This window comes from Lachnotalea sp. AF33-28, from assembly GCF_003477885.1.
Taxonomy (GTDB): domain Bacteria; phylum Bacillota; class Clostridia; order Lachnospirales; family Lachnospiraceae; genus AF33-28.
In genome coordinates this window covers 228009-248976 of record NZ_QUEE01000007.1, presented here as the reverse complement: position 1 = coordinate 248976, position 20968 = coordinate 228009, and the positions used below count along the sequence as shown (strand labels likewise).

Annotated in this window: 22 protein-coding genes; 5 read left to right on the top strand and 17 right to left on the bottom strand. The window is 49.9% G+C overall.

Annotated elements, in window-relative coordinates:
* Nucleotides 1-6 precede the first annotated feature (6 nt).
* Entirely contained in the window at nt 7-1485 is a 1479-nt protein-coding gene (locus DWZ56_RS11985; protein WP_118556865.1) for a GntR family transcriptional regulator, read from the top strand.
* Nucleotides 1486-1517: 32 nt separating this feature from the next.
* Here the strand turns inward: DWZ56_RS11985 and xylB are convergent, their stop codons facing one another.
* The 3 genes from xylB to DWZ56_RS11970 all read right to left on the bottom strand — a co-directional run bounded on the left by xylB (nt 1518) and on the right by DWZ56_RS11970 (nt 5319).
* Nucleotides 1518-2987, bottom strand: a complete 1470-nt coding sequence (xylB, locus tag DWZ56_RS11980) for a xylulokinase (protein ID WP_118556864.1) — start codon at nt 2985-2987, stop codon at nt 1518-1520.
* Nucleotides 2988-3135: 148 nt separating this feature from the next.
* A complete protein-coding gene (locus DWZ56_RS11975) occupies nt 3136-4611 on the bottom strand; it encodes an L-fucose/L-arabinose isomerase family protein (protein ID WP_118556863.1) in 1476 nt (491 codons plus the stop codon).
* A gap of 66 nt (nt 4612-4677) precedes the next feature.
* Complete coding sequence (locus DWZ56_RS11970) at nt 4678-5319, bottom strand: DUF4867 family protein (protein ID WP_199679590.1); 642 nt, start codon at nt 5317-5319, stop codon at nt 4678-4680.
* A gap of 261 nt (nt 5320-5580) precedes the next feature.
* Between DWZ56_RS11970 and DWZ56_RS11965 the strand changes: the two genes are divergently transcribed.
* Entirely contained in the window at nt 5581-6735 is a 1155-nt protein-coding gene (locus DWZ56_RS11965) for an ROK family transcriptional regulator (protein ID WP_118556904.1), read from the top strand.
* A 103-nt stretch (nt 6736-6838) separates the two neighbouring features.
* Here the strand turns inward: DWZ56_RS11965 and DWZ56_RS11960 are convergent, their stop codons facing one another.
* The 8 genes from DWZ56_RS11960 to DWZ56_RS23335 form a co-directional block, all read right to left on the bottom strand.
* Nucleotides 6839-7171: a hypothetical protein gene (locus DWZ56_RS11960; protein ID WP_147369418.1), complete on the bottom strand. Its 333-nt coding sequence runs from the start codon at nt 7169-7171 to the stop codon at nt 6839-6841.
* Nucleotides 7172-7414: 243 nt separating this feature from the next.
* A complete protein-coding gene (locus DWZ56_RS11955) occupies nt 7415-9355 on the bottom strand; it encodes a heavy metal translocating P-type ATPase (protein ID WP_118556861.1) in 1941 nt (646 codons plus the stop codon).
* 21 nt (nt 9356-9376) lie between these two features.
* A complete protein-coding gene (locus DWZ56_RS11950; RefSeq protein ID WP_118556860.1) occupies nt 9377-9595 on the bottom strand; it encodes a cation transporter in 219 nt (72 codons plus the stop codon).
* Nucleotides 9596-9684: 89 nt separating this feature from the next.
* Entirely contained in the window at nt 9685-10047 is a 363-nt protein-coding gene (locus DWZ56_RS11945) for an ArsR/SmtB family transcription factor (protein WP_118556859.1), read from the bottom strand.
* A gap of 206 nt (nt 10048-10253) precedes the next feature.
* Nucleotides 10254-11807 carry an ABC-F family ATP-binding cassette domain-containing protein gene (locus DWZ56_RS11940; RefSeq protein WP_118556858.1) on the bottom strand — a complete coding sequence of 518 codons (1554 nt, stop codon included), beginning with the start codon at nt 11805-11807 and terminating at the stop codon, nt 10254-10256.
* A 14-nt stretch (nt 11808-11821) separates the two neighbouring features.
* A complete protein-coding gene (locus DWZ56_RS11935; RefSeq protein WP_118556857.1) occupies nt 11822-12118 on the bottom strand; it encodes a hypothetical protein in 297 nt (98 codons plus the stop codon).
* A gap of 60 nt (nt 12119-12178) precedes the next feature.
* Nucleotides 12179-12751: a dTDP-4-dehydrorhamnose 3,5-epimerase gene (gene rfbC / locus DWZ56_RS11930; RefSeq protein WP_118556856.1), complete on the bottom strand. Its 573-nt coding sequence runs from the start codon at nt 12749-12751 to the stop codon at nt 12179-12181.
* 144 nt (nt 12752-12895) lie between these two features.
* A complete protein-coding gene (locus DWZ56_RS23335; RefSeq protein ID WP_279220289.1) occupies nt 12896-13024 on the bottom strand; it encodes a hypothetical protein in 129 nt (42 codons plus the stop codon).
* 249 nt (nt 13025-13273) lie between these two features.
* Between DWZ56_RS23335 and DWZ56_RS11925 the strand changes: the two genes are divergently transcribed.
* On the top strand, nt 13274-14140 hold the full coding sequence (locus tag DWZ56_RS11925) for an aminoglycoside adenylyltransferase domain-containing protein (RefSeq protein WP_118556855.1): 867 nt from the start codon (nt 13274-13276) through the stop codon (nt 14138-14140).
* Here DWZ56_RS11925 and DWZ56_RS11920 read toward each other — a convergent pair.
* From DWZ56_RS11920 to DWZ56_RS11905, 4 genes are read right to left on the bottom strand one after another with little or no spacing between them, the layout of a single operon-like run.
* Nucleotides 14035-15036, bottom strand: a complete 1002-nt coding sequence (locus DWZ56_RS11920) for a DUF2804 domain-containing protein (protein WP_118556854.1) — start codon at nt 15034-15036, stop codon at nt 14035-14037. The two genes, DWZ56_RS11925 and DWZ56_RS11920, sit on opposite strands and share 106 nt — an antisense overlap.
* An 18-nt stretch (nt 15037-15054) precedes the next feature.
* Complete coding sequence (locus tag DWZ56_RS11915) at nt 15055-15279, bottom strand: aspartate dehydrogenase (RefSeq protein WP_118556853.1); 225 nt, start codon at nt 15277-15279, stop codon at nt 15055-15057.
* A gap of 10 nt (nt 15280-15289) precedes the next feature.
* Nucleotides 15290-16036 (bottom strand): M48 family metallopeptidase, encoded by a 747-nt coding sequence (locus DWZ56_RS11910; RefSeq protein ID WP_158584558.1) that lies wholly within the window; start codon nt 16034-16036, stop codon nt 15290-15292.
* On the bottom strand, nt 16017-17171 hold the full coding sequence (locus DWZ56_RS11905) for a glycosyltransferase (protein ID WP_118556851.1): 1155 nt from the start codon (nt 17169-17171) through the stop codon (nt 16017-16019). The genes DWZ56_RS11910 and DWZ56_RS11905 overlap by 20 nt, the downstream gene beginning before the upstream one ends.
* A gap of 189 nt (nt 17172-17360) precedes the next feature.
* Here DWZ56_RS11905 and DWZ56_RS11900 point away from each other — a divergent pair, with 189 nt between their 5' ends.
* Nucleotides 17361-17909, top strand: coding sequence for a hypothetical protein (locus DWZ56_RS11900; RefSeq protein ID WP_118556850.1), 549 nt, complete (start codon nt 17361-17363; stop codon nt 17907-17909).
* Between the two features lie 283 nt (nt 17910-18192).
* Nucleotides 18193-18507 carry a HEAT repeat domain-containing protein gene (locus DWZ56_RS11895; RefSeq protein WP_118556849.1) on the top strand — a complete coding sequence of 105 codons (315 nt, stop codon included), beginning with the start codon at nt 18193-18195 and terminating at the stop codon, nt 18505-18507.
* Between the two features lie 299 nt (nt 18508-18806).
* Here DWZ56_RS11895 and DWZ56_RS11890 read toward each other — a convergent pair whose 3' ends face one another.
* Together DWZ56_RS11890 and DWZ56_RS11885 are read right to left on the bottom strand one after the other, a co-directional pair.
* A complete protein-coding gene (locus DWZ56_RS11890; protein WP_118556848.1) occupies nt 18807-19847 on the bottom strand; it encodes an NAD(P)H-dependent amine dehydrogenase family protein in 1041 nt (346 codons plus the stop codon).
* Nucleotides 19848-19982: 135 nt separating this feature from the next.
* A complete protein-coding gene (locus tag DWZ56_RS11885; protein WP_118556847.1) occupies nt 19983-20837 on the bottom strand; it encodes a MerR family transcriptional regulator in 855 nt (284 codons plus the stop codon).
* Between the last annotated feature and the right edge of the window lie 131 nt (nt 20838-20968).

Genomic DNA, 20968 nt, shown 5'->3' with positions numbered 1-20968 from the left:
GGAACCATGATTAAGAATAAGCAGACTTTATTTGATTATGTTTACAGCGATTTATGCGGTCAAATTAAGATAGGGCGCCTGTCTTACGGAGACAAACTGCCATCCATAAGCCAGCTTTGCGAACTGTATCATGTCGGCATCCGCACGGTAAAGGATGTCTTGAGCGCGCTGAGGAAAGATGGATATATCCGTACAGAAGAGAGAAAGGCGGCTACAGTCATTTATAACCGTGATAATATGGATCGGCATTTTGCTGTACAGTCCGTGCTCAGACAAAAAACAGCCATCATACAGACGTATGAAACAATGGCCCTGATCCTGCCTCCCATTTTCGCTCTGTCGGCGCTCGTATGCAGCGATGAAAAGATGCAGGAATGGGCCCCGTCCTTTAAAAATTTTGACAGCAAAGCTCCTGAAAAGCGGAAAAAAATTATGATGTCCCTCCTCTGCTTTCTTCTGGATAACTCCGGGAATCTTTTATTTCGGGAACTGTTTTCTAAATATGAACTGTTTGCGAGAATCCCTTTATTCCAGGATGAACCGAAATTTGAATCGCTGGTAACCTCATACAACGAGTTTAAAAGCCTCACATGGATCGCTGATGCTTTACTTCAAAAAAACAGTGAACTGATTTTTCACCGTTTTTCCGTTATGTATGAGGCGATCGTTCATTCGGCCAAGGTATTAATAAGGGATCTGGCAAAAAAATATCCGAATCTTCCGGAAGATGAGACAATGGATTTTGCCTGGAATACGTACATTGGCAGGAATCAGCTTTATACGCAGGTCGCGCGGGACTTAATCGATAAAATCGGCACCGGTTTTTATAAAGAGGACACCTTCCTGCCGCCTGAATCCCAGCTTGCAGAGGAATACGGCGTCTGTGTCTCAACCATTCGGAATGCGCTTGCGATGCTGAATAAAATTGGATTTGCAAAGACCTATAATGTCAAAGGGACAAAGGTGATCTGGCAGGAAGAACAGCTCGTGATCAAATGTCTGAAAAACAAAGTGCTTAGGAGAGATGCGCTGCTGTATCTAAGCGCCCTGCAGCTGACTGCGGTCATCATCCGTCCGGCTGTGATGCTTTCCGCCGCACGTATCACAGATAGAGAAATATCGGAACTAAAAAAGCAGTTGGCGGATCCCTCCTGTATACCACTTGACGCAATCGTCCGCTGCATCAAAGAGCACCAGCTTCTTAAACCAATGAAAACGGTACTGGAAGAGGCCGGCGCATTAAATATCTGGGGGTATTATTACTCCTTTTATAGCAATGGACCCATGGAAGATGAGATCCTCACGAAAAAGTGTGCCGAAGCATTTCAGTATCTATGCGAAGGCAATGCTCTCCGGTTAGCCTGCTGCCTGTCCTCCTGCTACCGCCACATACTGGAGTTTGTAAGAGATTATCTGTTAAGCTGCGGACTTTCGGAAGCATCCGCGCTGATTCTTCCAGCCGGACTCTATTTCCCGGCAGACTGACAAAGGGGCAGCCGCCGGCTGCCCCAATTGCCCTACTTTATCCGGTCAAACACATCCTTTAATGCCGGATAGAGAAGACGAAACTTCTGATACCGCTCCTCGTATCTTGCTGCCAGCTCCGGTTCGGGTTCAACGGTATCCACCGCCTTCACCAGGCGCTCTGCGGCTTCCTCCACCGATGAAAACCGGCCGCAGGCCACAGCGGCCAGCATGGCAGCTCCCATGGCCGGCCCCTCTTCCTGGGCCAGCACATCCACCCTGATATTCAGGATATTGGCGATCAGCCTTCTCCACAGCGGACTTTTCGCGCCGCCTCCGCAGATCTTGGTGCGCTCAATGGAGATTCCCAGAGATTTGGCAACTTCAAAAGAATCCCTAAGGGCGAAGGCAACCCCTTCCAGAACCGCAAGCGTAATATCCTCCCTGGCGGTATCCATGGTCATGCCGATCAATGTTCCTCTGGCATTGGGGTTGTTATGGGGAGAGCGCTCTCCCATCAGGTAGGGCAGGAAATATACGTTGTTTCTGCCCAATTCTTTAATTGCAGCCTGTTCACCCGCATAGTCTCCCGTCTTAAGGATTTCATCCATCCACCACTTGTTGCAGGATGCAGCGCTTAACATGCAGCCCATCAAATGATAGCAGCCGTCCGCGTGAGCGAAAGAATGCAGCGCATTGTTTACATCCACGCCAAATTTCCGGCTGGATATAAATACGGTGCCAGAGGTGCCCAGTGAGATATTGCAGCGCCCATCCCCGACTGTTCCGGTTCCCACGGCCGCCGCCGCGTTGTCGCCAGCACCGGCGGCCACCTTGACGGTCTCCGGGATATGAAGCTGTGCAGCTGTTTCCTTCGTCACCGTTCCTACCGCTTCATAGCTTTCAAACAGACTGGGCAGCCAGTCTTTTTTAATTCCGCATATTTCAATCATCTCATCGGACCAGCAGCGGTTTTTCACATCCAGCAATAACATACCTGAGGCATCCGACAAGTCGGTACAGTGCACACCGGTCAGCCGATAAGCTATATAGTCTTTCGGCAGCATAATTTTGCGGATCTTTTCAAAGTTCTCCGGTTCATGCCTGCGCAGCCACAAAAGCTTTGGCGCGGTAAATCCCGCAAAAGCGATATTAGCGGTATATGCGGACAGCTTATCCTTTCCGATCTGTTTGTTCAGATAATCGGTTTCTTCCCCGGTCCGGCCGTCATTCCACAGGATTGCCGGCCGGATGACCTGGTCCTTTTCATCCAGAATCACCAGGCCGTGCATCTGCCCGCCGAAGCTGATTCCCTCAAGCTGTGACCGGTCAAATCCGTCCAGCAGCTCATAAAGACCGGCCGCTGTCTGCTCATACCAATCCTCCGGTCTCTGCTCTGACCAGCCGGGCTGCGGGAAATACAGCGGATACTCTTTCGATACCGTGTTTCTGATCGCTCCGTTTTCATCCATCAAAAGCAGCTTTACTGCGGATGTTCCCAGATCAATTCCAATATAATACATCCTGTTCCCTCCTGTTACTTCAGAGCGTATTTGATGTGCAGATTGCGGAACTGAATTTTCAAACACGCTCCGCTTAGGATCGCACTGCGGCGGGAAGGTATTATGTCGCCCTGCCGCAGGCAGAGAATCCCGCCAGCGGGATTCTTTTTCATACGAAAGGATTCTCCGTGGGATACCTCACCGCTTTAGGCTGGTTATAGCCGATCTCGCAGGGTTCCACGCCCACATATTTAAACACCTCGAAAAGCGCTTTGCCGAAATGGCCGAACGCTACCGCGCCGTGATGGGGGAAATTCTTTTCAACCAGCACATGGCGGTAAAATCTGCCCATCTCCGGGATAGCAAATACTCCGATGCCTCCGAATGAACGGGTCGCCACCGGCAGCACTTCTCCTTCCGCGATATACGCGCGCAGCTTTGCGTCCGCCGTGCTCTGGATACGGAAAAATGTGATGTCGCCCGGAACGATGTCGCCCTCCAGCGTGCCCTGGGTCACTTCCTCCGGCAGTGTTCTGGCCATGATCATCTGATATTTCATAGAACAGGAGGTCAATTTTCCAGCCGCCGTATTGCCGCAGTGGAATCCCATAAAGGTATCTTTGTTCGAGTAATCATACTTTCCTTTTATCTCAGCCGCGTACATATCTGAAGGCACGGTATTGTTAATATCCAGCAGGGTAACCGTATCCTGGCTGACCGCGCTTCCGATGAACTCGCTGACCGCGCCGTAGATATCCACTTCGCAGGAAACAGGGATGCCCATTGCGGTCAGACGGCTGTTTACATAGCAGGGCACAAAACCGAACTGAGTCTGGAAAGCGGGCCAGCACTTCCCGGCAATGGTCACAAACTGCCTGGAGCCCCGGTGTGCTTCCACCCAATCCAGCAGGGTGATCTCATACTGCGCCAGTTTGGAGAGAATGCCGGGTTTTTTATTGCCTTCGCCCAGTTCCGCCTCCATGCTCTTAACCACATCGGGAATTCTGGGATCCCCGTCATGCTTATGAAATGCTTCGAACAGATCCAGCTCAGAGTTTTCTTCTATCTCAACCCCCAGGTTATATAACTGCTTGATCGGCGCGTTGCAGGCCAGGAAATCCTGGGGCCTGGGGCCGAAAGATATCACCTTCAGATTGCGCAGTCCCACCACTGCCCGCGCAACAGGGATGAACTCCCCGATCATCTCTGCAACCGTTTCCGGATCCCCCACCGGATATTCCGGAATATAGACGCGCAGATTGCGCAGCTTCAGATTATAGCTCGCATTGAGCATGCCGCAGTACGCATCCCCGCGTCCGCCCACCAGATCTTCTCCGGTTTCCTCAGCAGCCGCCGCAAACATCACCGGGCCGTTAAAGTACTTCGCCAGCAGCGTCTCCGAACTCTCCGGTCCAAAATTGCCTAAGTAAACCACCAGAGCGTTGCAGCCGTTTTCGTTCACTTCCTGCAGGGCTTTCTGCATATGTACTTCGCTCTCCACCACGGTGGGGCATTCGTAAATCTCGCCGCCAAGGCCGCGGTAGGCCTTAACAACCGCTTTTCTCCTGTTTTCGGAGAGCGTCATGGGGAAACAGTCCCTGCTCACCGCTACGATCCCTAATTTCACTTCCGGCATGTTATTCATCCTATTACCTCCCAGATTTTCTCTTGATTTTGTTGTTATTAACCGCTCCCGCAGACATATGACGAGTCAGCGGACGGAAATATTTTCTCCTCTAAGCCCAATAAAAGCGCCGTCGGCCTCAAGCCCTGAATCCGGGTGGGCAATCAGCCACTTATTTCTTGCAAACAGCAGCTTATCTTCCGGTGTATAATCCGGTTTCTCCTCTTCCGATAGATCCGTATTGGTCCCTCTGGGCAGTATAACAACCGCCTTAAAGCCGCTTTCCGCCACATTGCATGGCGCATAATGCAGCGTGGTACCATAGACCTCAATCACGGTCCCCGCCGGCACCAGAAACGCTTCCACCGATTCCGTATCATAGGTGTAATCCGGCCCCACATCCTGTTCGCAGCCAAGCAGCAGGATGATATCGGTCACAGCGATATTGACTTCGCTGTCCCTGTGATATTCCAGCGCGTTCAGCAGATAATTGTTCCCGTTGCAGTAGCCGATCTGTATCGGCATGCCCCCATAGAGGCTGGCGGCAATCTTACCGGCAGATGTGCAGCTCTCCAGGGATTTTACGCTGGGCTCATAGGCCACATTGTCCGGCAGCGGGGTTTCTCCCATCGCTTCTATGATATCGCTCACATCAATGCCTTCCACCACCTTGCCGTAGCGCGAAAACGCGGTATCTCTCACCGTCTTTACTACCAGTTTCTCTGCCATCTTCTCTGAACTCCTTTCCATAACGCCAGCTGGCGGCTGACGGACGGCGCACCGTATGCGCGCACTTTTTAATATTTGTTCAGTTATTAAACTAATAAGTTTATCCTATCACGAGTTCCGGTGTTGGTCAAGTGCATTCCTTCTGTTTCGCTGGACAAAATGCGGAAGAACAGCTATGATATTCTTATATTGTTCAGTGACCAAACAATTATCAGATTCCGGCCGCCGCATACATGGCAGACCGGCAGAATGGAGGGTATCATGGTAACCGGCAGCAAGGAGTTGATCCGCGATATGAACAGGCATTTGATCCTGGCTGAAATCATCAATAAAGGGCCTCTGTCCAGGGCCGCCATCGCTAAGGAATCCGGCCTGACCAAGGCCACCGTATCCGCAATTGTCCAGACACTGCTTGACGAGCAGCTGGTGACGGAGATCGGAAGCGACGATACCAGCCGCGGCCGCAAGCCCATCCTGCTCTCCTTCTGCCAGGAGGCCGGCTGCATCCTTTCCGTCGATCTCGGTGTGGATCACATTACAGCGCTGACGGCTGATCTGAAAGGGGAGCACTGCCGCTTAAGGCAGTATCCCAATCACTTTAAGAGAGAACAGCTCACAGAGGGACTCCTCACAATCATGGAATCCTCCATGCGGGAACTGCCTCCCAGCCCGTATGGGGTGGTGGGAATCAGTATCGGTATACATGGGGTGGTCCATCACAATCATATCTCCTTCACCCCCTATTATGATTACGCCGGACTCGATCTGGCTGCCGCGGTGAGCAGCCGCTTTTCCATACCGGTGATCCTGGAGAATGAGGCTAATCTCTCCATCATCGGAGAGAAAGCCTTCTGCTATAACTATCCCAATATGGCCGGCATCAGCGTGCATTCCGGCGTCGGAATGGGGCTGATCGTGGATGGGAAGCTCTATACCGGCTGCAGCGGCTGTGCCGGAGAATTCGGGCATACCATCGTGGAAGCGGATGGGCGGCCATGCCCCTGCGGCAATCACGGATGCCTTGAACAGTATGCCTCTGAACGTGCCCTGCTTCAGGAATACGTCCGCAGAAAAGGTCTTTCCCATATAAGTGCCGAGACCTTCATGGATGCCTGTGCTAAATCTGACCCCGATGCTGTTTTGCTGCTGGAGCAGTTCGTCAAATACATGTCCATCGGGATCAACAATATCTTAAACGTCTTCAACCCGGATGTGATCGTGATCAACAGCGCCTTCACCGTGTATTCCAAAGAGATCATGAAGCAGCTGGAAAACCGGTTGGAAAACAGGATGCGGCGGTACTGCCGCATCCTGCCCTCCGGACTGCAGGATTCCTCGATCCTTCTGGGCGGCATCTACCTCTCAACCAGAAACTTTCTGGGCATCGATGAGCTTCAGCTTAAATCGGTGATCTGAAATCAAAAGAGAGGCGGGCCGCTTAAGCGGTGAATATAAAAAACGCCGGGGTGTTGCCGTGCTTTACGCATCAGCAACACCCCGGCGCCGCTGTTATGATCAGTTATCTGGTTGAGATACCTGATATATTGATCGCCGCTACCCTTGTCAGGAAACCTAAATCGTTCTCGTCCTCTTCATGCTCCGGCTTCTCCTCTTCCACAACTGCAGCTACCAGCTCGTTGCTTCTCTTTAAATCGTCGGTCGCTTCCTTTTTGATATTCTCCTCTATAGCCGCCGCAATTGCTGTCAGTTTTTCGTCATCACTTTCTGCTGTCTCGCCAAGGCCAAGGATCTCGCAGATCGCATTCAGTTCGGAAGCGGTATAATTCTCTGCATTGGTGATCAGCTCCAGACGTTCTTTGTTGCTCTTGCACTGTGTAAACTCTCTCAACATAATACATCCCTCATTTCTCTGCGCCCCGCGCAGTGTCCGGCTTATGCCGGTACGCATCATTGTTCTTCTCTAAGCGGTTTTATTATGCAACGGTATCCACCTGCTGTCAACGTTATTTTTTCACAATGATGTGCCGGCTATTCGGCCGTCCGCCATGTAATTTATACCATGGGTACGGGGATTTCCACAAATTAAAATGGAATGAGATTTTTATTTTTGCACTAATGCACAGGTAACAAAATCTTATTCCTCTGTTCCTTGAAGCTGCTGTGCGCTGCGGCCCTGCTCCGACATGCTGCCGCGCTGTTTTGTGCGCTTTTCTGCGGACAGCGCTCTGGTCGCGTTTAAGATAGCAATTACGGAAACTCCCACATCCGCAAATACGGCCTCCCACATATTCGCAACACCAAATGCGCCGAGTATCAGGAAAAACGCCTTAACCGCCAGCGCGAATATGATATTCTGTCTGACGATCCGCAGTGTCTTTCTCGCGGTTTGTACAGCGTCGGCGATTTTGGACGGTTCGTCATCCATCAGCACGATATCGGCAGCCTCTATGGCCGCGTCGGATCCCATCGCACCCATGGCGATACCGATATCCGCTCTGGAGAGCACCGGCGCATCGTTTATACCGTCGCCAACAAAAGCCAGCTTTTCTTTCGGCCCTTTCTGTTCCAGCAGCTCTTCCACCCGGCTCACCTTATCGCCCGGCAGCAGTTCACTGTATACCTGGTCAATACCAAGCCTAAAAGCTACATCCTCGGCCACCTTCCTGCGGTCGCCGGTTAGCATCACAGTCTTTTTGATTCCCACCTCTTTTAATGCCTGCATGGCCTCCCGGGCATCCTCTTTGATTTCATCCGAAATCACGATGCAGCCTTCAAATAAATCGTCACATGCAACATAAACCACGGTTCCCGCATTTTCACATACATCATAGAAGATATTTTCCCGCTTCATCAGCTTTTCATTGCCGACGCATACCTTATGGCCGTCCACAGCAGCTCTGACACCGTGGCCCGGGATTTCCTCCACATCGGATAGTCTCGCCGCGTCGATCTCTTTACCGTACGCCTCCTTTAGCGAAAGGGAGATCGGATGGTCCGAATAGCTTTCCGCAATGGCTGCAAGCTCCAGCAGCCCATCGCTGTCCATATTTTTCGGCTCAATGGCGGTTACACGGAAGCTTCCCTTAGTCAGTGTGCCAGTCTTATCAAACACCACCGTAGTCACCTCAGAGAGGGTTTCCATATAATTGCTGCCCTTTATCAGTATACCCTGCTTGGAGGCTCCGCCGATACCGCCGAAAAAGCTTAACGGTATAGAGATCACCAGCGCACAGGGACAGGATATTACCAGAAAAATAAGGGCTCTGTGTATCCAGTCCGCCCAGCCTCCACCCAATATGAGCGGCGGAAAAATCGCCAGGATGAGCGCTGCGATCACGACTGCAGGCGTATAATAGCGTGCAAATTTGGTGATAAAATTCTCCGCTTTCGCCTTTTTACTGCTGGCATTTTCCACCATATCCAGTATCTTTGAAACGGTGGAGTCTCCGAATTCCTTCGTCACACGGACTCTTAACAGTCCACTGGTATTGATGCAGCCGCTTATGACCTCGCTGCCCTCCCCCACCTCTCTTGGCACGGATTCCCCGGTCAGGGCCGAATTATCCAGCAGGGAACTGCCGGCCACGATCACGCCGTCAAGCGGTACCTTCTCACCCGCTTTTACAACGATCACATCACCCACGGCCACGTCTTCCGGATCCACTTTTTCAAGCGCTCCCTCATATTCTACATTGGCATAGTCCGGCCGGATATCCATAAGCTTAGTGATGGACTGCCTGGAGCGGCCCACCGCATAGCTCTGGAACAGTTCTCCCACCTGGTAGAACAGCATAACCGCCACGCCTTCCAGGTATTCTCCCGTAAAAAACGCGCCAACAGTAGCTAACGCCATCAGGAAATTTTCATCGAACACCTGACCGTGCAGTATATTGCGCACCGCCCGATACAGCACGTCGCCTCCGATGATAAAATACGGGATCAGCATCAGCCCCAGACCGAACAGTTTTTCATAATCTCCCAATCCCAGCCTGTCTGTGGGAAATACGATTGCCAGGATGTAGAATACAGCGCCGATACTGATTCTGATCAATGTCTTTTTCTGTTTTTTTGTCATGGTCACCGCCCGCTTTCTCACTTACACTAAAATTGTGCAGTCAGGTTCCACTTTTTTACAAACCTTTATAATCTGTGCCATCACATCGTCAAATCTGTCCTCATCCGCCTCCACTGTCAATTTCTGTGTCATAAAGCTCACATTGGCGTCCTTCACGCCGTCGATCTTTTTAATAGCTTCTTCCATTTTCGCAGCGCAGTTTGCGCAATCCAGATCCTGCATTTTAAATCTCTTTTTCATTGTCATATCCTCCAATTAAATTATTCTGTTATACTATCGGTTTTTATTTATCTATGCTGTTTTTGTTTATCCTGCACCGCATATCCGGGCTACTCCGCGATATGTTCCATGCCCTGCCCCAGAATCGTCCGCACATGGCCGTCGGCCAGCGAATAAAATATGGATTTGCCTTCCCTGCGGTATTTCACCAGCTGGGACTGCTTAAGGACCCTTAACTGATGGGAAATCGCCGACTGATTCATATTCAGCAGCTGCGCGATATCGCATACGCACATCTCCGACTCAAAGAGCACATATAATATCTTAATCCTTGTGGAGTCGCCAAATACTTTAAACAGCTCCGCCAGATCATAGAGAAGTTCTTCATCCGGCATCTCTTCATTCACTTTTTTAACGATGTCTTCATGAACATGGGTGAACTCACAGCATTCCACTTTGTTCTTATCCTCCATATGTGAATCTCCTTTCATATGAATTGTTGTTCATACGTTTATATTATATTGAAACCCCCAATTTGTCAATACCATAATTTCATTTTTAAAAATAATTAGCTATAGGCAGCAGGGAAGCAGATACAAAAACAGAGCTGTGCCAAAACGGGTTGCATATTGACATGCACCGCTTCAGCAACAGCTCCTTTACTCCGATTTATCAAATATCAAATTTTCAGCGACCACTGCGAGCAGTCCATCACGCGGCCCGCAAAATCCTGATAGAAATCCGGCTCATGGCAGATCAGCAGGATGCTGCCCTTATAGGCCGTAAGCGCCCGCTTTAATTCCGCCTTGGCGTCCACGTCCAGATGGTTTGTGGGCTCATCCAGCAGCAGCACGTTTGTTTCCCTGTTGATCAGCTTGCACAGGCGCACCTTAGCCTGCTCTCCGCCGCTAAGCACCCTCACCTGGCTTTCGATGTGTTTGGTGGTCAAGCCGCATTTGGCAAGGGCCGAACGCACCTCATACTGGGTAAAGGCGGGGAACTCCTTCCAGATCTCCTCTATGCAGGAGGAAGAATTACCCTCCGCCGATTCCTGTTCAAAATATCCGATCTCCAGATAATCGCCCAGCTCCACATCGCCCGCCAGCGCGGGAATCAGGCCCAAAATGCTTTTCAGCAGTGTGGTCTTTCCGATTCCATTGGCGCCGGTCAGAACAATTTTCTCTCCCCGCTCCATTGTGAAATTCAAGGGTTTAGACAAAGGCTCCTCATATCCGATCACCAGATCCCTTGTCTCAAAAATATAGCGCCCCGCCGCTCTGGCCTCGCGGAACCGAAATTCCGGTTTGGGTTTTTCCTTCGCGAGCTCTATGACATCCATTTTGTCCAGCTTCTTCTGCCTGGACATGGCCATGTTCCTGGTGGATACACGGGCCTTGTTCCTGGCGATGAAGTCCTGCAGATCGTCGATCTCCTGCTGCTGGCGGCGGTAGGCCGCTTCCAGCTGGTTTTTCTTAACCTCAAACACCTCTCTGAATTTGTCATAGTCACCTACATAGCGTGTCAGTTCCCGGTTATCCATATGATAGACCAGATTGATCACGCTGTTTAAGAAGGGGATATCGTGAGAAATCAGTATAAATGCGTTTTCATACTCCTGAAGATAGCGTTTCAGCCATTCGATATGCTGTACGTCCAGATAGTTGGTGGGTTCATCCAGCAGCAGGATATCCGGTTTTTCCAGCAGCAGCTTGCCAAGCAGCACCTTTGTCCTCTGTCCCCCGCTCAAGTCGGTGACATCCTTGTCAAGTCCGATCTCATAAAGCCCCAGCGCCCTGCCAATTTCCTCCACCTTGGCATCGATCACATAGAAATCATGGGCCAGCAGCAGATCCTGTATGGTGCCCAGCTCCTCCATCATCGCTTCCAGATGTTCTTCCGGGGCATCGCCCATATCTGCGCACAGAGCATTCATCCGTTCTTCCATTTCAAACAGGCCGTTAAACGCGGATTTCAAAACATCCCGGATAGTCATACCCCTTTCCAGCACGGCATGCTGGTCCAGATAACCCACCTTCACATTCTTAGCCCACTCTATCTTACCCTCATCGGGCATCAGAGAGCCCGTTATAATATTCATAAAAGTTGATTTTCCTTCACCGTTGGCTCCCACAAGGCCGATATGCTCTCCCTTAAGCATGCGGAAAGACACATTGTGGAAGATCTCCCGGTCACCGAAACCGTGGCTTAAATTCTCGACATTCAGTATACTCATAATACTCCTCTTGCTTATTTTTCATCCTGATCGTACAGGCGGCGCGGAATAAAGACCGTAACCGTTTTATTTTTCTTGTGATAGCTGCCCTTTTTCGTTTCACAGCCCTCATGGTACATCTTATATTCACTGTAGGGCATCGTAACTTCGTCGCAGCCTTCGCTGCGCTCCTCATTCAGCCTCTTTGTATAGCACTTCGGGCAGATTCCGTTTTCTTCCATCCATCGGATGCGGCCGGCGCGCGCCCGCTCGTCTCCGCCAATCTGCATATATCCTGTATGACCGCAGCTGAAAGCTACCTTACATCTCATCACATACTCCTATCTATTACGGAACACTCTGATCGGACCGGTCACTTCGCCTTGTGCCGATCATTCCGCCTTTTTAGCTTCTAGCGCCACATCCTCTGAAAACGGCCTGTGCGAAGAATCTCTTTCTGATGTTATAATCTGCATCCCAGCGACCGGCCATTGTATTCCCAGCCGTTCGTCATTCCACGGTATCCCGCTTTCATCCTCCGGATGATAAAAATCCGAAAGCTTATACTCAAATTCCGCTATATCCGACAGAACCAGAAAACCGTGGGCAAAGCCTTCCGGAATATAGAGCATATTTTTCTTTTCCTCACTCAGCACTATCCCAAACCATTTGCCGAATGTTTTGGAACCGGCCCGGATATCAACCGCGACATCAAATACCTCTCCCCGTATCACGCTGACCAGCTTTCCCTGCTGATATTTCTTTTGAAAATGCAGGCCCCGCAGAACACCCTTTCGGGATGTGGAACGGTTATCCTGCACAAATTTCATTGACAGACCAGCCTGCATAAAATCTTTTTCATTGTATGCTTCAAAATTATATCCTCTTGCGTCCTCAAAAACATATGGCTGAACCGCATAAAGCCCTTCGATATCCGCACACTGTTTAAATTCAAATCTACCCATAATTTCTATCATTCCTTTCTTGGCTGACAAACATTCGCACCTAAATAAGAATCCCTCTCGCGGGATTCTCCGCCTGCGGCAGGCCGCTCTGGCGGCAGAATACCTTCCCGCCGCAGTACGATCCTAAGCGGAGCATTTGTTCTTTCATAGGACGTACTTTCCTATTGCGACCAGCATTCCTTTGCCCGAAATAACCAGTGCGCCCTGATCCATCAGGCCATATCCCTCGTCTAAAGACGCGGTCAGCACATTTTCCGTCCCTTCTCCAAGCACAAGCTCTGTGCCTGCGGGCAATACAAGAGCATAGCATGATTTGTTAGAATTTTACCACAATTTACCCTATTTTGCAACATTTCCACTGGCTTAAGCGTTTCCCTTAACACATCAAGCGTTACTGTTCACCGTGCCGTAAACCTACCGCGTATGCCAGACTCTTTTTAACTTGACAGACAGGTGTATTAATTCTAGGATATTAAGAGACAGTTTGAATGAACAGTACAAATTCCACAAGGGGGAAACACCGTGTACTATCAAAATTTACTCGACAGCTTCACAAAAATGTGCCGGGAGATATTAAAGTCTTCTTTGACCGGAATCTATCTGCACGGTTCCCTCGCGATGGGATGCTTTCATCCGGATAAAAGCGATATCGATATCATTGTTGTGATCGAAGAGAATATAACGGATGAACAGAAATTAAGCTTTATGAAAAACGTTGTAAAACTCAATGAAAAGGCGCCTGCAAAAGGTCTGGAAGTGAGTATCGTGATAAGAAACTTCTGTAAGCCCTTTGTTTACCCGACCCCATATGAGCTGCATTTTTCACCGGCACATTTGTCAGGATTTATCGAAAATCCGGATGCTTATATTAAAAATATGAATGGCAGAGATAAAGACCTGGCGGCCCACTTCACAATCATCAAAAGATACGGGATTGTATTATGCGGAGAGGCGGTCGCCCAGGTCTTTGGAGAGGTTTCCAAAGAAGATTACCTCGACAGCCTCTGGCATGATATTCAAAATGCAAAAAAAGAAATTGCGGAGGATCCTCTGTATGTCATTCTCAATCTGTGCAGAGTATCCGCTTTTATAAGGGACGGCCTGTGCCTGTCAAAGGAAAAGGGCGGCAAATGGGGCCTTGATCACCTATCCGAAGTATATCGCCCGCTCATTGCGGACGCTTTAGAGTGCTACGGATCCGACCGGATCATGCGGCCAGACGTCCGTCTGGCCACACAGTTTGCGGATGAAATGCTTACAGAAATACGCAGGAAAACGGACAGCTACCAGTTATTCACCGCGTGCTCAGCAAAGGAGACCACATCCTTCACTTCCAGCCTGCTGCCGTCATCCAGCACCGCGAATCCTTCAAAGCTGCCGAACATCTGATGGCAGCAGTTGTTTACCCACAGCACCTTCGTCCTGGTGGTCCTGTCATAAGAAGGGGTCAGCACCAGCTCCAACCGCCCTTCGTTATCCACAATTCTCCAGGGATCCATGTACTCTTTCCCCAATTCAAACCGCACTTTTCCCAGCTTGTGCGATTTTCCTTTCCAGAAGAGCATGTTCTCACTGGCCGTATCCGTATTGCCGAAGCCGCAGCCAAGATTAAAACCGAACATCTCACCGTCCAGATAGCCGCTTCCGTTGCTCCAGTACCATTCATTATGAAAAGGCCATACGCCCCGTCCCCAGTCCAGGATTCCAAAGGAATCCTTTCTGCCAAAACGGATTTCCTTTCCTTCATACCGCACATAGCCTTCGGCGGTCATGCAGTTGATCTTCTGATTATAATAAAAAGCATGGTCATATTCATGAAAGGGAAGGTTGACCACAAGGGAGTCCGGGTTCTGACGGCACAGGGCGATCCTCGCTTCCAGCCCGTCCCAGCGGCAGGTCAGCAGCCGCTTGTCTCCCCGCGTCTCAAATTTCATCGAAACAGCTCCCTTTTTGTAGGGCAGCACATGATCCGCCTCCGCATCACAGGGCATATGCAGAGACCCAAAGGGCAGCACCAGAAATCTGTTTTTCTCAAGCAGCTTCTCCCCCTTTATGAAATCAAACAGCATGACACTCACCTGTCCCGCATAGGATGCATGGCCGATCGTAAACTGCAGGCACAGATTCCGGTTGGAAATCTGGTAAAAATCCCATTCCTTCAGCCTCCACGGCGGGGCCTTGACCGCGCTGCGGTCATAGACCAGTGTCGATCGTCTGGAAAATCCCGGCACCGGTCTCCCTTTTTCATCCAATACCGGACCTCGTTTCAGCAATTCCTTCTCCATACAGCTTCTCCTTTCTCTCTACCAATCCCTCTTGATATCCTCCAGGCGTATGCCGTAGATCGCGGCAAATTCCTCCAGATCCTTCGGGCTGCGGATGCACATCACCTCTTCCACCTTTTTACTGTGAATATCCCGGAATCCCGCAACCCGCTCGCCGTTACAGATGCTGCTGATAATCACCGGCTCCTGCCTGGCGCTATCATAGCTTTTCCTGACTGTATCCTTTCTTTTCTTCCCAAACATCACGGCCTCCTCAATAAACGGCATACTCCTTTTCATGCTCCCTAAGGAAACGGCGGCGCTCATGATAATCCGGCAGGACGGCCTCCACCTCCTTCCAGAACTGCTCCGAATGATTCATCTGTTTTAAATGCGCCAGTTCATGCACCACCACATAATCCAGGATGGGCATAGGCATGAGCAGCAGTTTCCAGTTGAAGTTCAGATTCTGCTTCCCGCTGCAGCTCCCCCAGCAGGTTTTCTGTTCCTTAACCGTAATCTTACGGAAACTCACTCCCATCTGCCCGGCATATGCGTGGGCGCGTGCCGCGATCTTGCGGGCGCCTGCATGCCTGTACCACTGGGATATCAGACTTCGGATGCCCGCTCCGTCCCCCGGGCCGGCGGTTACAGCCAGCGTTATCCGTCCGTCTTTCTCCCGGACGCTCTGCAGCTGCGCGCGCGTCCGCCCCTCCTCATACCGTATGCGCAGAAAAACCTTTTCATCACCGCAGGGCAGCCAGGTCCTGTCCTGATATGGGCAGGGCGCGCTCTTTCTTTCCTGCGCCTCACAGACGGCCCTTTCATAATGGCTGACAATCCAGTCCGCTTTCTCCTGTATGACCGAAATGACCTCATGATAAGCTGTGCGGTATGGCACACGGATCTCAACCCTTTGATCCGCCCGGATCTGTATGCCGATGGTCTTTCGCTGCGAAGCTTGGATGTGGATGGGGATCGTCCCTGCGGGGCACTCAAGCTCATAGACTTCCGGCAGCATTGTTTTCTTCTCCCCTCTCCCGCTGTGCATATTCATATCCGGCAGATTTCCCGCTGCCGGCTTCCGCCCGCTTTAGGATTGCAGCCGCCAGCCTGTCCGTATCCGGACGGTACGCCGGGCGCTGCTTCGCAGCAAGACTCTGGAGCCGCTTTATGAGCGAACCCATCTCCGCCAGATCTAAGCTGTCCGCTTCAATCCCAAGGTTTCTTAAGACCAGCTGCCGGATGCTGTTGCGGTCCTCCGCAACCGTATCCCTTGACAGCAGGGCCATGGGCTTGCCGGCCAGCACAGCTTCGGCGATCGTACCCCAGCCGGCTTTTGTGATCACAAAATCGCTGGCCAGGATATAATCCTGTGTGTTGGGCAGATCCTGATCCAGAGGATAGACATTATCTCCGGTCAGATGCACGCCGTCCGTCACGAAGAAATCATAGGGAATCGAAGAAACATCGATATCCTCCCCGATATCCGCGGATCTGCCGACTCCGACATAAATACAGGGCCTTTGATGGCCGCTTCGTATTTTATCCGCCTCTGCCGGATGAAAACCGCGGCATACAAAGCCCGCCTTTTCCCAGCGCCTGAAATATCCCGGCAGCTGCGGCGGATAAAGTTCATATAAAAACGCTTCATCCGCCTTGCCGTAGCAGTCCTGATATGCCTGGGTCAGGTTTTCCCCCAGATATTCCCGGTATATCTCAACCCAGGTAAAATTACTGATAAACAGGGACCGCACTCCCGCCTCCCTGCAGGCAGCCAGCGTCCATGCCGGTATATCGCAGACTGCCAGGCTGATCTTTTGTTCCTTCAAAAACTGTTTCTCCGCACGGATTGCTTCTGGCCAGCTTTTAACATAGGCGGAAACGCAGCGTTTCAATTCCGTACCGTCTATGAGCAGGGTTCCCGGTATGAGCTTCAGGCCAGCATCCATGGGCTGAACGATAAAGTGCAGCCTCTCCCTCTCCGTTTCTCCAATCTTTTCCATGGCATTTCGGGCAAATGCGATCTGCTTTTCCCCGGACTTGATATAGATCCGCACATCCGCGTCTTTAAAAAGCGCGGAACTGATAAGCGGTATATTCCTTGCCATATGTCCGAATCCGTGATCGGATATATAAAATACAATGTTTTTCATAAAAAGTATTCGCGCCCCGCGCGCCTCCTACCCTCGTTTATACTCTATTTTCGGACATTTTGCAATCATTCGCAATTATTTACTTTATAAACTGCCGGTAGACTCATGGTGAGGAGTATGCTATAATTTTTTTATCGGCAGCAACTGCCAATATATAACATAATCATATTTAACAGGAGGGTTTTAAGTATGGACAGCACACGCGCTATCGCGGGAAAGGGTCTGTTTTATGTATTTGTCGGACAGATCGTATCACTTTTTACTTTCATACCGTTTTTGGGAGGTTTTGTCGGTCTTGCGGCACTGATTATTTCCATCTACGGGTTCTACACCATGTCCAAAGCGGACAATGATTACAACACAGCTTTTATTCTTACCATCGTTAATCTCGTTATCACTCTGATCCATATGTTCGCATTCAAGAGCGGTCTTATGAACCTAGTGGTTACCGTCGCCAATACCGCATTAAGCTTTTTAGTCGTATATTATGTATGCACCGCTTCGGCTGCGCTGCTGCAGGGAGTTGACGACGGACTTGTCAACAGGGCCGGTCTGATCTGGAAAATGTATCTGGTCTGCACAGTCATTCTGATTGTATGCCAGATCCTGTCCTATATACCGATCATTAACATACTGGCGGCTATTGCTGCATTCCTTACAGCGATTGTTCAGCTGGTAGCTTCTATTCTGTATCTGATCTTCCTGTGGAGCAGTCAGAAAACGCTTCAGGGAAAGTGATATAGTACATACTCTGACAGGGCCGGAGCTCCGGCCCTGTTATTATTAACTGCGGCAGGAAGGCGGCACGTCACTAAAGCGCCCCGCAGCAGTCGGGATTCTCTTTCATATAATAACTTCTAAGGAAAGAAATACTCTGGGCCAACTAAGTTAATAATAATTTTATAATTATGCAATATGATTACCTATTTAATTCATAATTGTTTATCTTTGTTTCATTGAATCGTAAAGTTTTCAGTGCTAAAGTTATAGTTATACCAATAATTATTAGGAGGCCTATGATATGGATAGCGCAAAAGCAAAGGAAAAGATCAAGAAACTGGAAGAAAAGAAGAAAACAGGAAAAATTGTTGCATTCTTAAAGAGCAAAGAGACCGATGTGGTCTGTGCGGCAATTGAGGCAATGGGCAATATCGGCGATGAAGATTCCGTCAACAAGCTGACCGGTTTTCTGGATCATGAGAATACGGAAGTCAGAGTAGCTGCGGGCAAAGCCCTGTGGAAGACCGGCTCCGAATATGCCAAGACCCAGGTTACGTATCAGCTGACAAAAGAAAAAGATCCTAAGGTAGTGGAAGCAATACACAGCGCGATGTAATCCGTACATACGGTTTTCTCACCTATATATGTTTTCCTGCATAACAGAATCCTTCCTGCAAGGCAGCCCCCCGCAGGAAGGATTTTGGTCTTACATAGGATGTATAAAAGAGTTCGGCAAGCCGGGCTCGCGCGCTGAGCGCGGCCGCATAGCGGCTATACTATCTTCGCGTGAGTGCGCATCCTGCCTGGAGTTTTTTCTATCATAGAAGCATTTTCCTATGATAGAAAAGAGCTGTCCGGCACATATTACGATATGCGGCCGGGCAGCTCTTTTATTGTCAGTCAGCTCATTTAATATCAGTCATTTAAATACAGATGCATTGGATAGGACAGATATTCCACGTCATCCAGTTTCTCAACCGTGATATAGCCGGCGGGCGCGTTCAGTATGGTCGGAATACGATTAACAATCGTAGCACACGTATGCTCCACCGTAGCCGGTTTCTGCACATAAAATGTGGTATCCGGCTCGCCGATGATCTTCCAGTCACACATGTCGCCGTCATCCGGCCCGTATACCTTACCAATACACTGCGTTTCAATCACAGGACCCTGGTAGGTTTCCGTCGTTACCACAGCGCTCATGCCGATGCAGTTACCCTTCGGGATTGTGGTTCCCAGCGTGGCGGAATACAGATCCTTATCATAGAAATACGGCACGCACTTCTGTGACTGCGATTTGATGGTCCAGCCCATCTTGTTACAGAGAGCCTCGTTGGAATTCCATACATAGCAGGGCTCCAGAGTGGTGGGATGCGCGATTTTCTCTTCGAATTCTTCCGGCGTAAGCCCTGCACCGTGAGCCTCTGCCAAAGCGAGACCGTAATCTTCCACATTGTAGCTCACAGCGCCCTCGATCCGGTCGATGCGGTGTACGCCGCCTGCCACACAACCGATCATATTGATCCAGTAAATATCCTGCATGCCTGCGCCCACGATGGTACAGCCGTTTTCTTTAGCCAGAATATCCAGTTTATTGGTGAGGGCTGCGGAGGTCGTCCACGGATAGATCGCCTCTTCGCAGGTCGTCACAACATTGATGCCTCTGGATACACATTTTTCAAAATGAGGGTATACATCATCCATAAAGCTGAACAGGGTCACTACTGCGATATCCGCATCGCATTCATCCAGCACCGCATCCGCATCGTCGCGGATCGTCACGCCGAGTTTGAATCCCAGTTCCGCGTATTCACCTACATCCATGCCGACAACCGCAGGATTTACGTCGATCGCTCCCACAATCTCAGCGCCTTTTTCATACAGATACCTCAAAATGTATTTGGCCATCTTGCCGCATCCGTACTGTACCACACGAATCTTTTCACAGTTCATCATGATAACCTCCATTCCTGCACGCCTCGGTGCATACAACACATTTCATACCTTTAAGTATTTCCAAAAAGCCTGTCTTTCTATCCATATTGTAAGGCTTATAGAAGGTATCAGGTCAATTGGTCATATTTACCAAAATCAGCCCATGCGGATTGGCACTTGTAACCGCAGAAACATGCCTCTTTCCTGATAATCCAACGGCATCTCCACAATCACTTCGCATAAATAATCACCGGTGACCGTATAGTTTTTTTCCTCAATTTCCGCCAGCAGACGGTCAATATACCTCTTTTCCTTTGCAAATCGGTCACAGTAAATGCACAGGTAGTAGCTGGCCGGAATCTCAGTGATCAACTCCTTGTCCACATATTCAGGGTCCACAAAGACGAACAACTCTGTGGAATACAGACGGCGGCTCATAAAATCCTCCTGTTTCAGTATCGTGCCCGCATTGGCATAATAAAACGGAGAGATATGGCGGTCCGACATATCTTCCTTTAATTCGCGCAGCAGCCGCTCATACTGGTCAATCTCATAATCATAGAAGTTGGTGGAGGTGTTATTCACATACATCTGCCGCTTCGGTATATATTCCAGCACGATCGCACCGTCCGGCGGCGCGCATTCATACTGGTCATAGCTGTCAAGAGCCCTCTCTATGGCACGCTTCTGGAGAGTGAGCTCCTCTATCTTTTTATCGATGGCATCCCGGTTGTCCTTAAGCAGGTGCTTCACCCGCCCCATATCCCATTTCTTCATGTGGCGGCCGATTTCCTTTAACGGCATGCCGAGAGCCTTCATATATCGGATCATATCCAGCTGCGCGCTCTGACGGATATCATAATAGCGGTATCCGGTCCTCTCATCCCTGTGCACCGGTGAAAACAGACCCTCCCGGTCATAGAGCCTTAAGGTCTGCTCCGATATGTGGTTCAGCCTGGCCATCTCCCCAACGGTCAGCCGTTTTACATCAATATTCGACATTTTTATCATTTTATACAATCCTCATAGATAAAATCCGATGGTTTCTATAGTGATTATACAAAACAAACGTTATACCTGCAATAAGGTTTTTGATATATTTTTCACATTTTACAGTATCGTGGAATAGACACCGCAATCCG

Coding starts and splice junctions, on each gene's coding strand:
- DWZ56_RS11985 (WP_118556865.1), top strand. CDS start 7: ATGATTAAGAATAAGCAGACTTTATTTGATTATGTTTACAGCGATTTA.
- xylB (WP_118556864.1), bottom strand. CDS start 2,987: ATGTATTATATTGGAATTGATCTGGGAACATCCGCAGTAAAGCTGCTT.
- DWZ56_RS11975 (WP_118556863.1), bottom strand. CDS start 4,611: ATGAATAACATGCCGGAAGTGAAATTAGGGATCGTAGCGGTGAGCAGG.
- DWZ56_RS11970 (WP_199679590.1), bottom strand. CDS start 5,319: ATGGCAGAGAAACTGGTAGTAAAGACGGTGAGAGATACCGCGTTTTCG.
- DWZ56_RS11965 (WP_118556904.1), top strand. CDS start 5,581: ATGGTAACCGGCAGCAAGGAGTTGATCCGCGATATGAACAGGCATTTG.
- DWZ56_RS11960 (WP_147369418.1), bottom strand. CDS start 7,171: ATGTTGAGAGAGTTTACACAGTGCAAGAGCAACAAAGAACGTCTGGAG.
- DWZ56_RS11955 (WP_118556861.1), bottom strand. CDS start 9,355: ATGACAAAAAAACAGAAAAAGACATTGATCAGAATCAGTATCGGCGCT.
- DWZ56_RS11950 (WP_118556860.1), bottom strand. CDS start 9,595: ATGAAAAAGAGATTTAAAATGCAGGATCTGGATTGCGCAAACTGCGCT.
- DWZ56_RS11945 (WP_118556859.1), bottom strand. CDS start 10,047: ATGGAGGATAAGAACAAAGTGGAATGCTGTGAGTTCACCCATGTTCAT.
- DWZ56_RS11940 (WP_118556858.1), bottom strand. CDS start 11,807: ATGAGTATACTGAATGTCGAGAATTTAAGCCACGGTTTCGGTGACCGG.
- DWZ56_RS11935 (WP_118556857.1), bottom strand. CDS start 12,118: ATGAGATGTAAGGTAGCTTTCAGCTGCGGTCATACAGGATATATGCAG.
- rfbC (WP_118556856.1), bottom strand. CDS start 12,751: ATGGGTAGATTTGAATTTAAACAGTGTGCGGATATCGAAGGGCTTTAT.
- DWZ56_RS11920 (WP_118556854.1), bottom strand. CDS start 15,036: ATGGAGAAGGAATTGCTGAAACGAGGTCCGGTATTGGATGAAAAAGGG.
- DWZ56_RS11915 (WP_118556853.1), bottom strand. CDS start 15,279: ATGTTTGGGAAGAAAAGAAAGGATACAGTCAGGAAAAGCTATGATAGC.
- DWZ56_RS11910 (WP_158584558.1), bottom strand. CDS start 16,036: ATGCTGCCGGAAGTCTATGAGCTTGAGTGCCCCGCAGGGACGATCCCC.
- DWZ56_RS11905 (WP_118556851.1), bottom strand. CDS start 17,171: ATGAAAAACATTGTATTTTATATATCCGATCACGGATTCGGACATATG.
- DWZ56_RS11900 (WP_118556850.1), top strand. CDS start 17,361: ATGGACAGCACACGCGCTATCGCGGGAAAGGGTCTGTTTTATGTATTT.
- DWZ56_RS11895 (WP_118556849.1), top strand. CDS start 18,193: ATGGATAGCGCAAAAGCAAAGGAAAAGATCAAGAAACTGGAAGAAAAG.
- DWZ56_RS11890 (WP_118556848.1), bottom strand. CDS start 19,847: ATGATGAACTGTGAAAAGATTCGTGTGGTACAGTACGGATGCGGCAAG.
- DWZ56_RS11885 (WP_118556847.1), bottom strand. CDS start 20,837: ATGATAAAAATGTCGAATATTGATGTAAAACGGCTGACCGTTGGGGAG.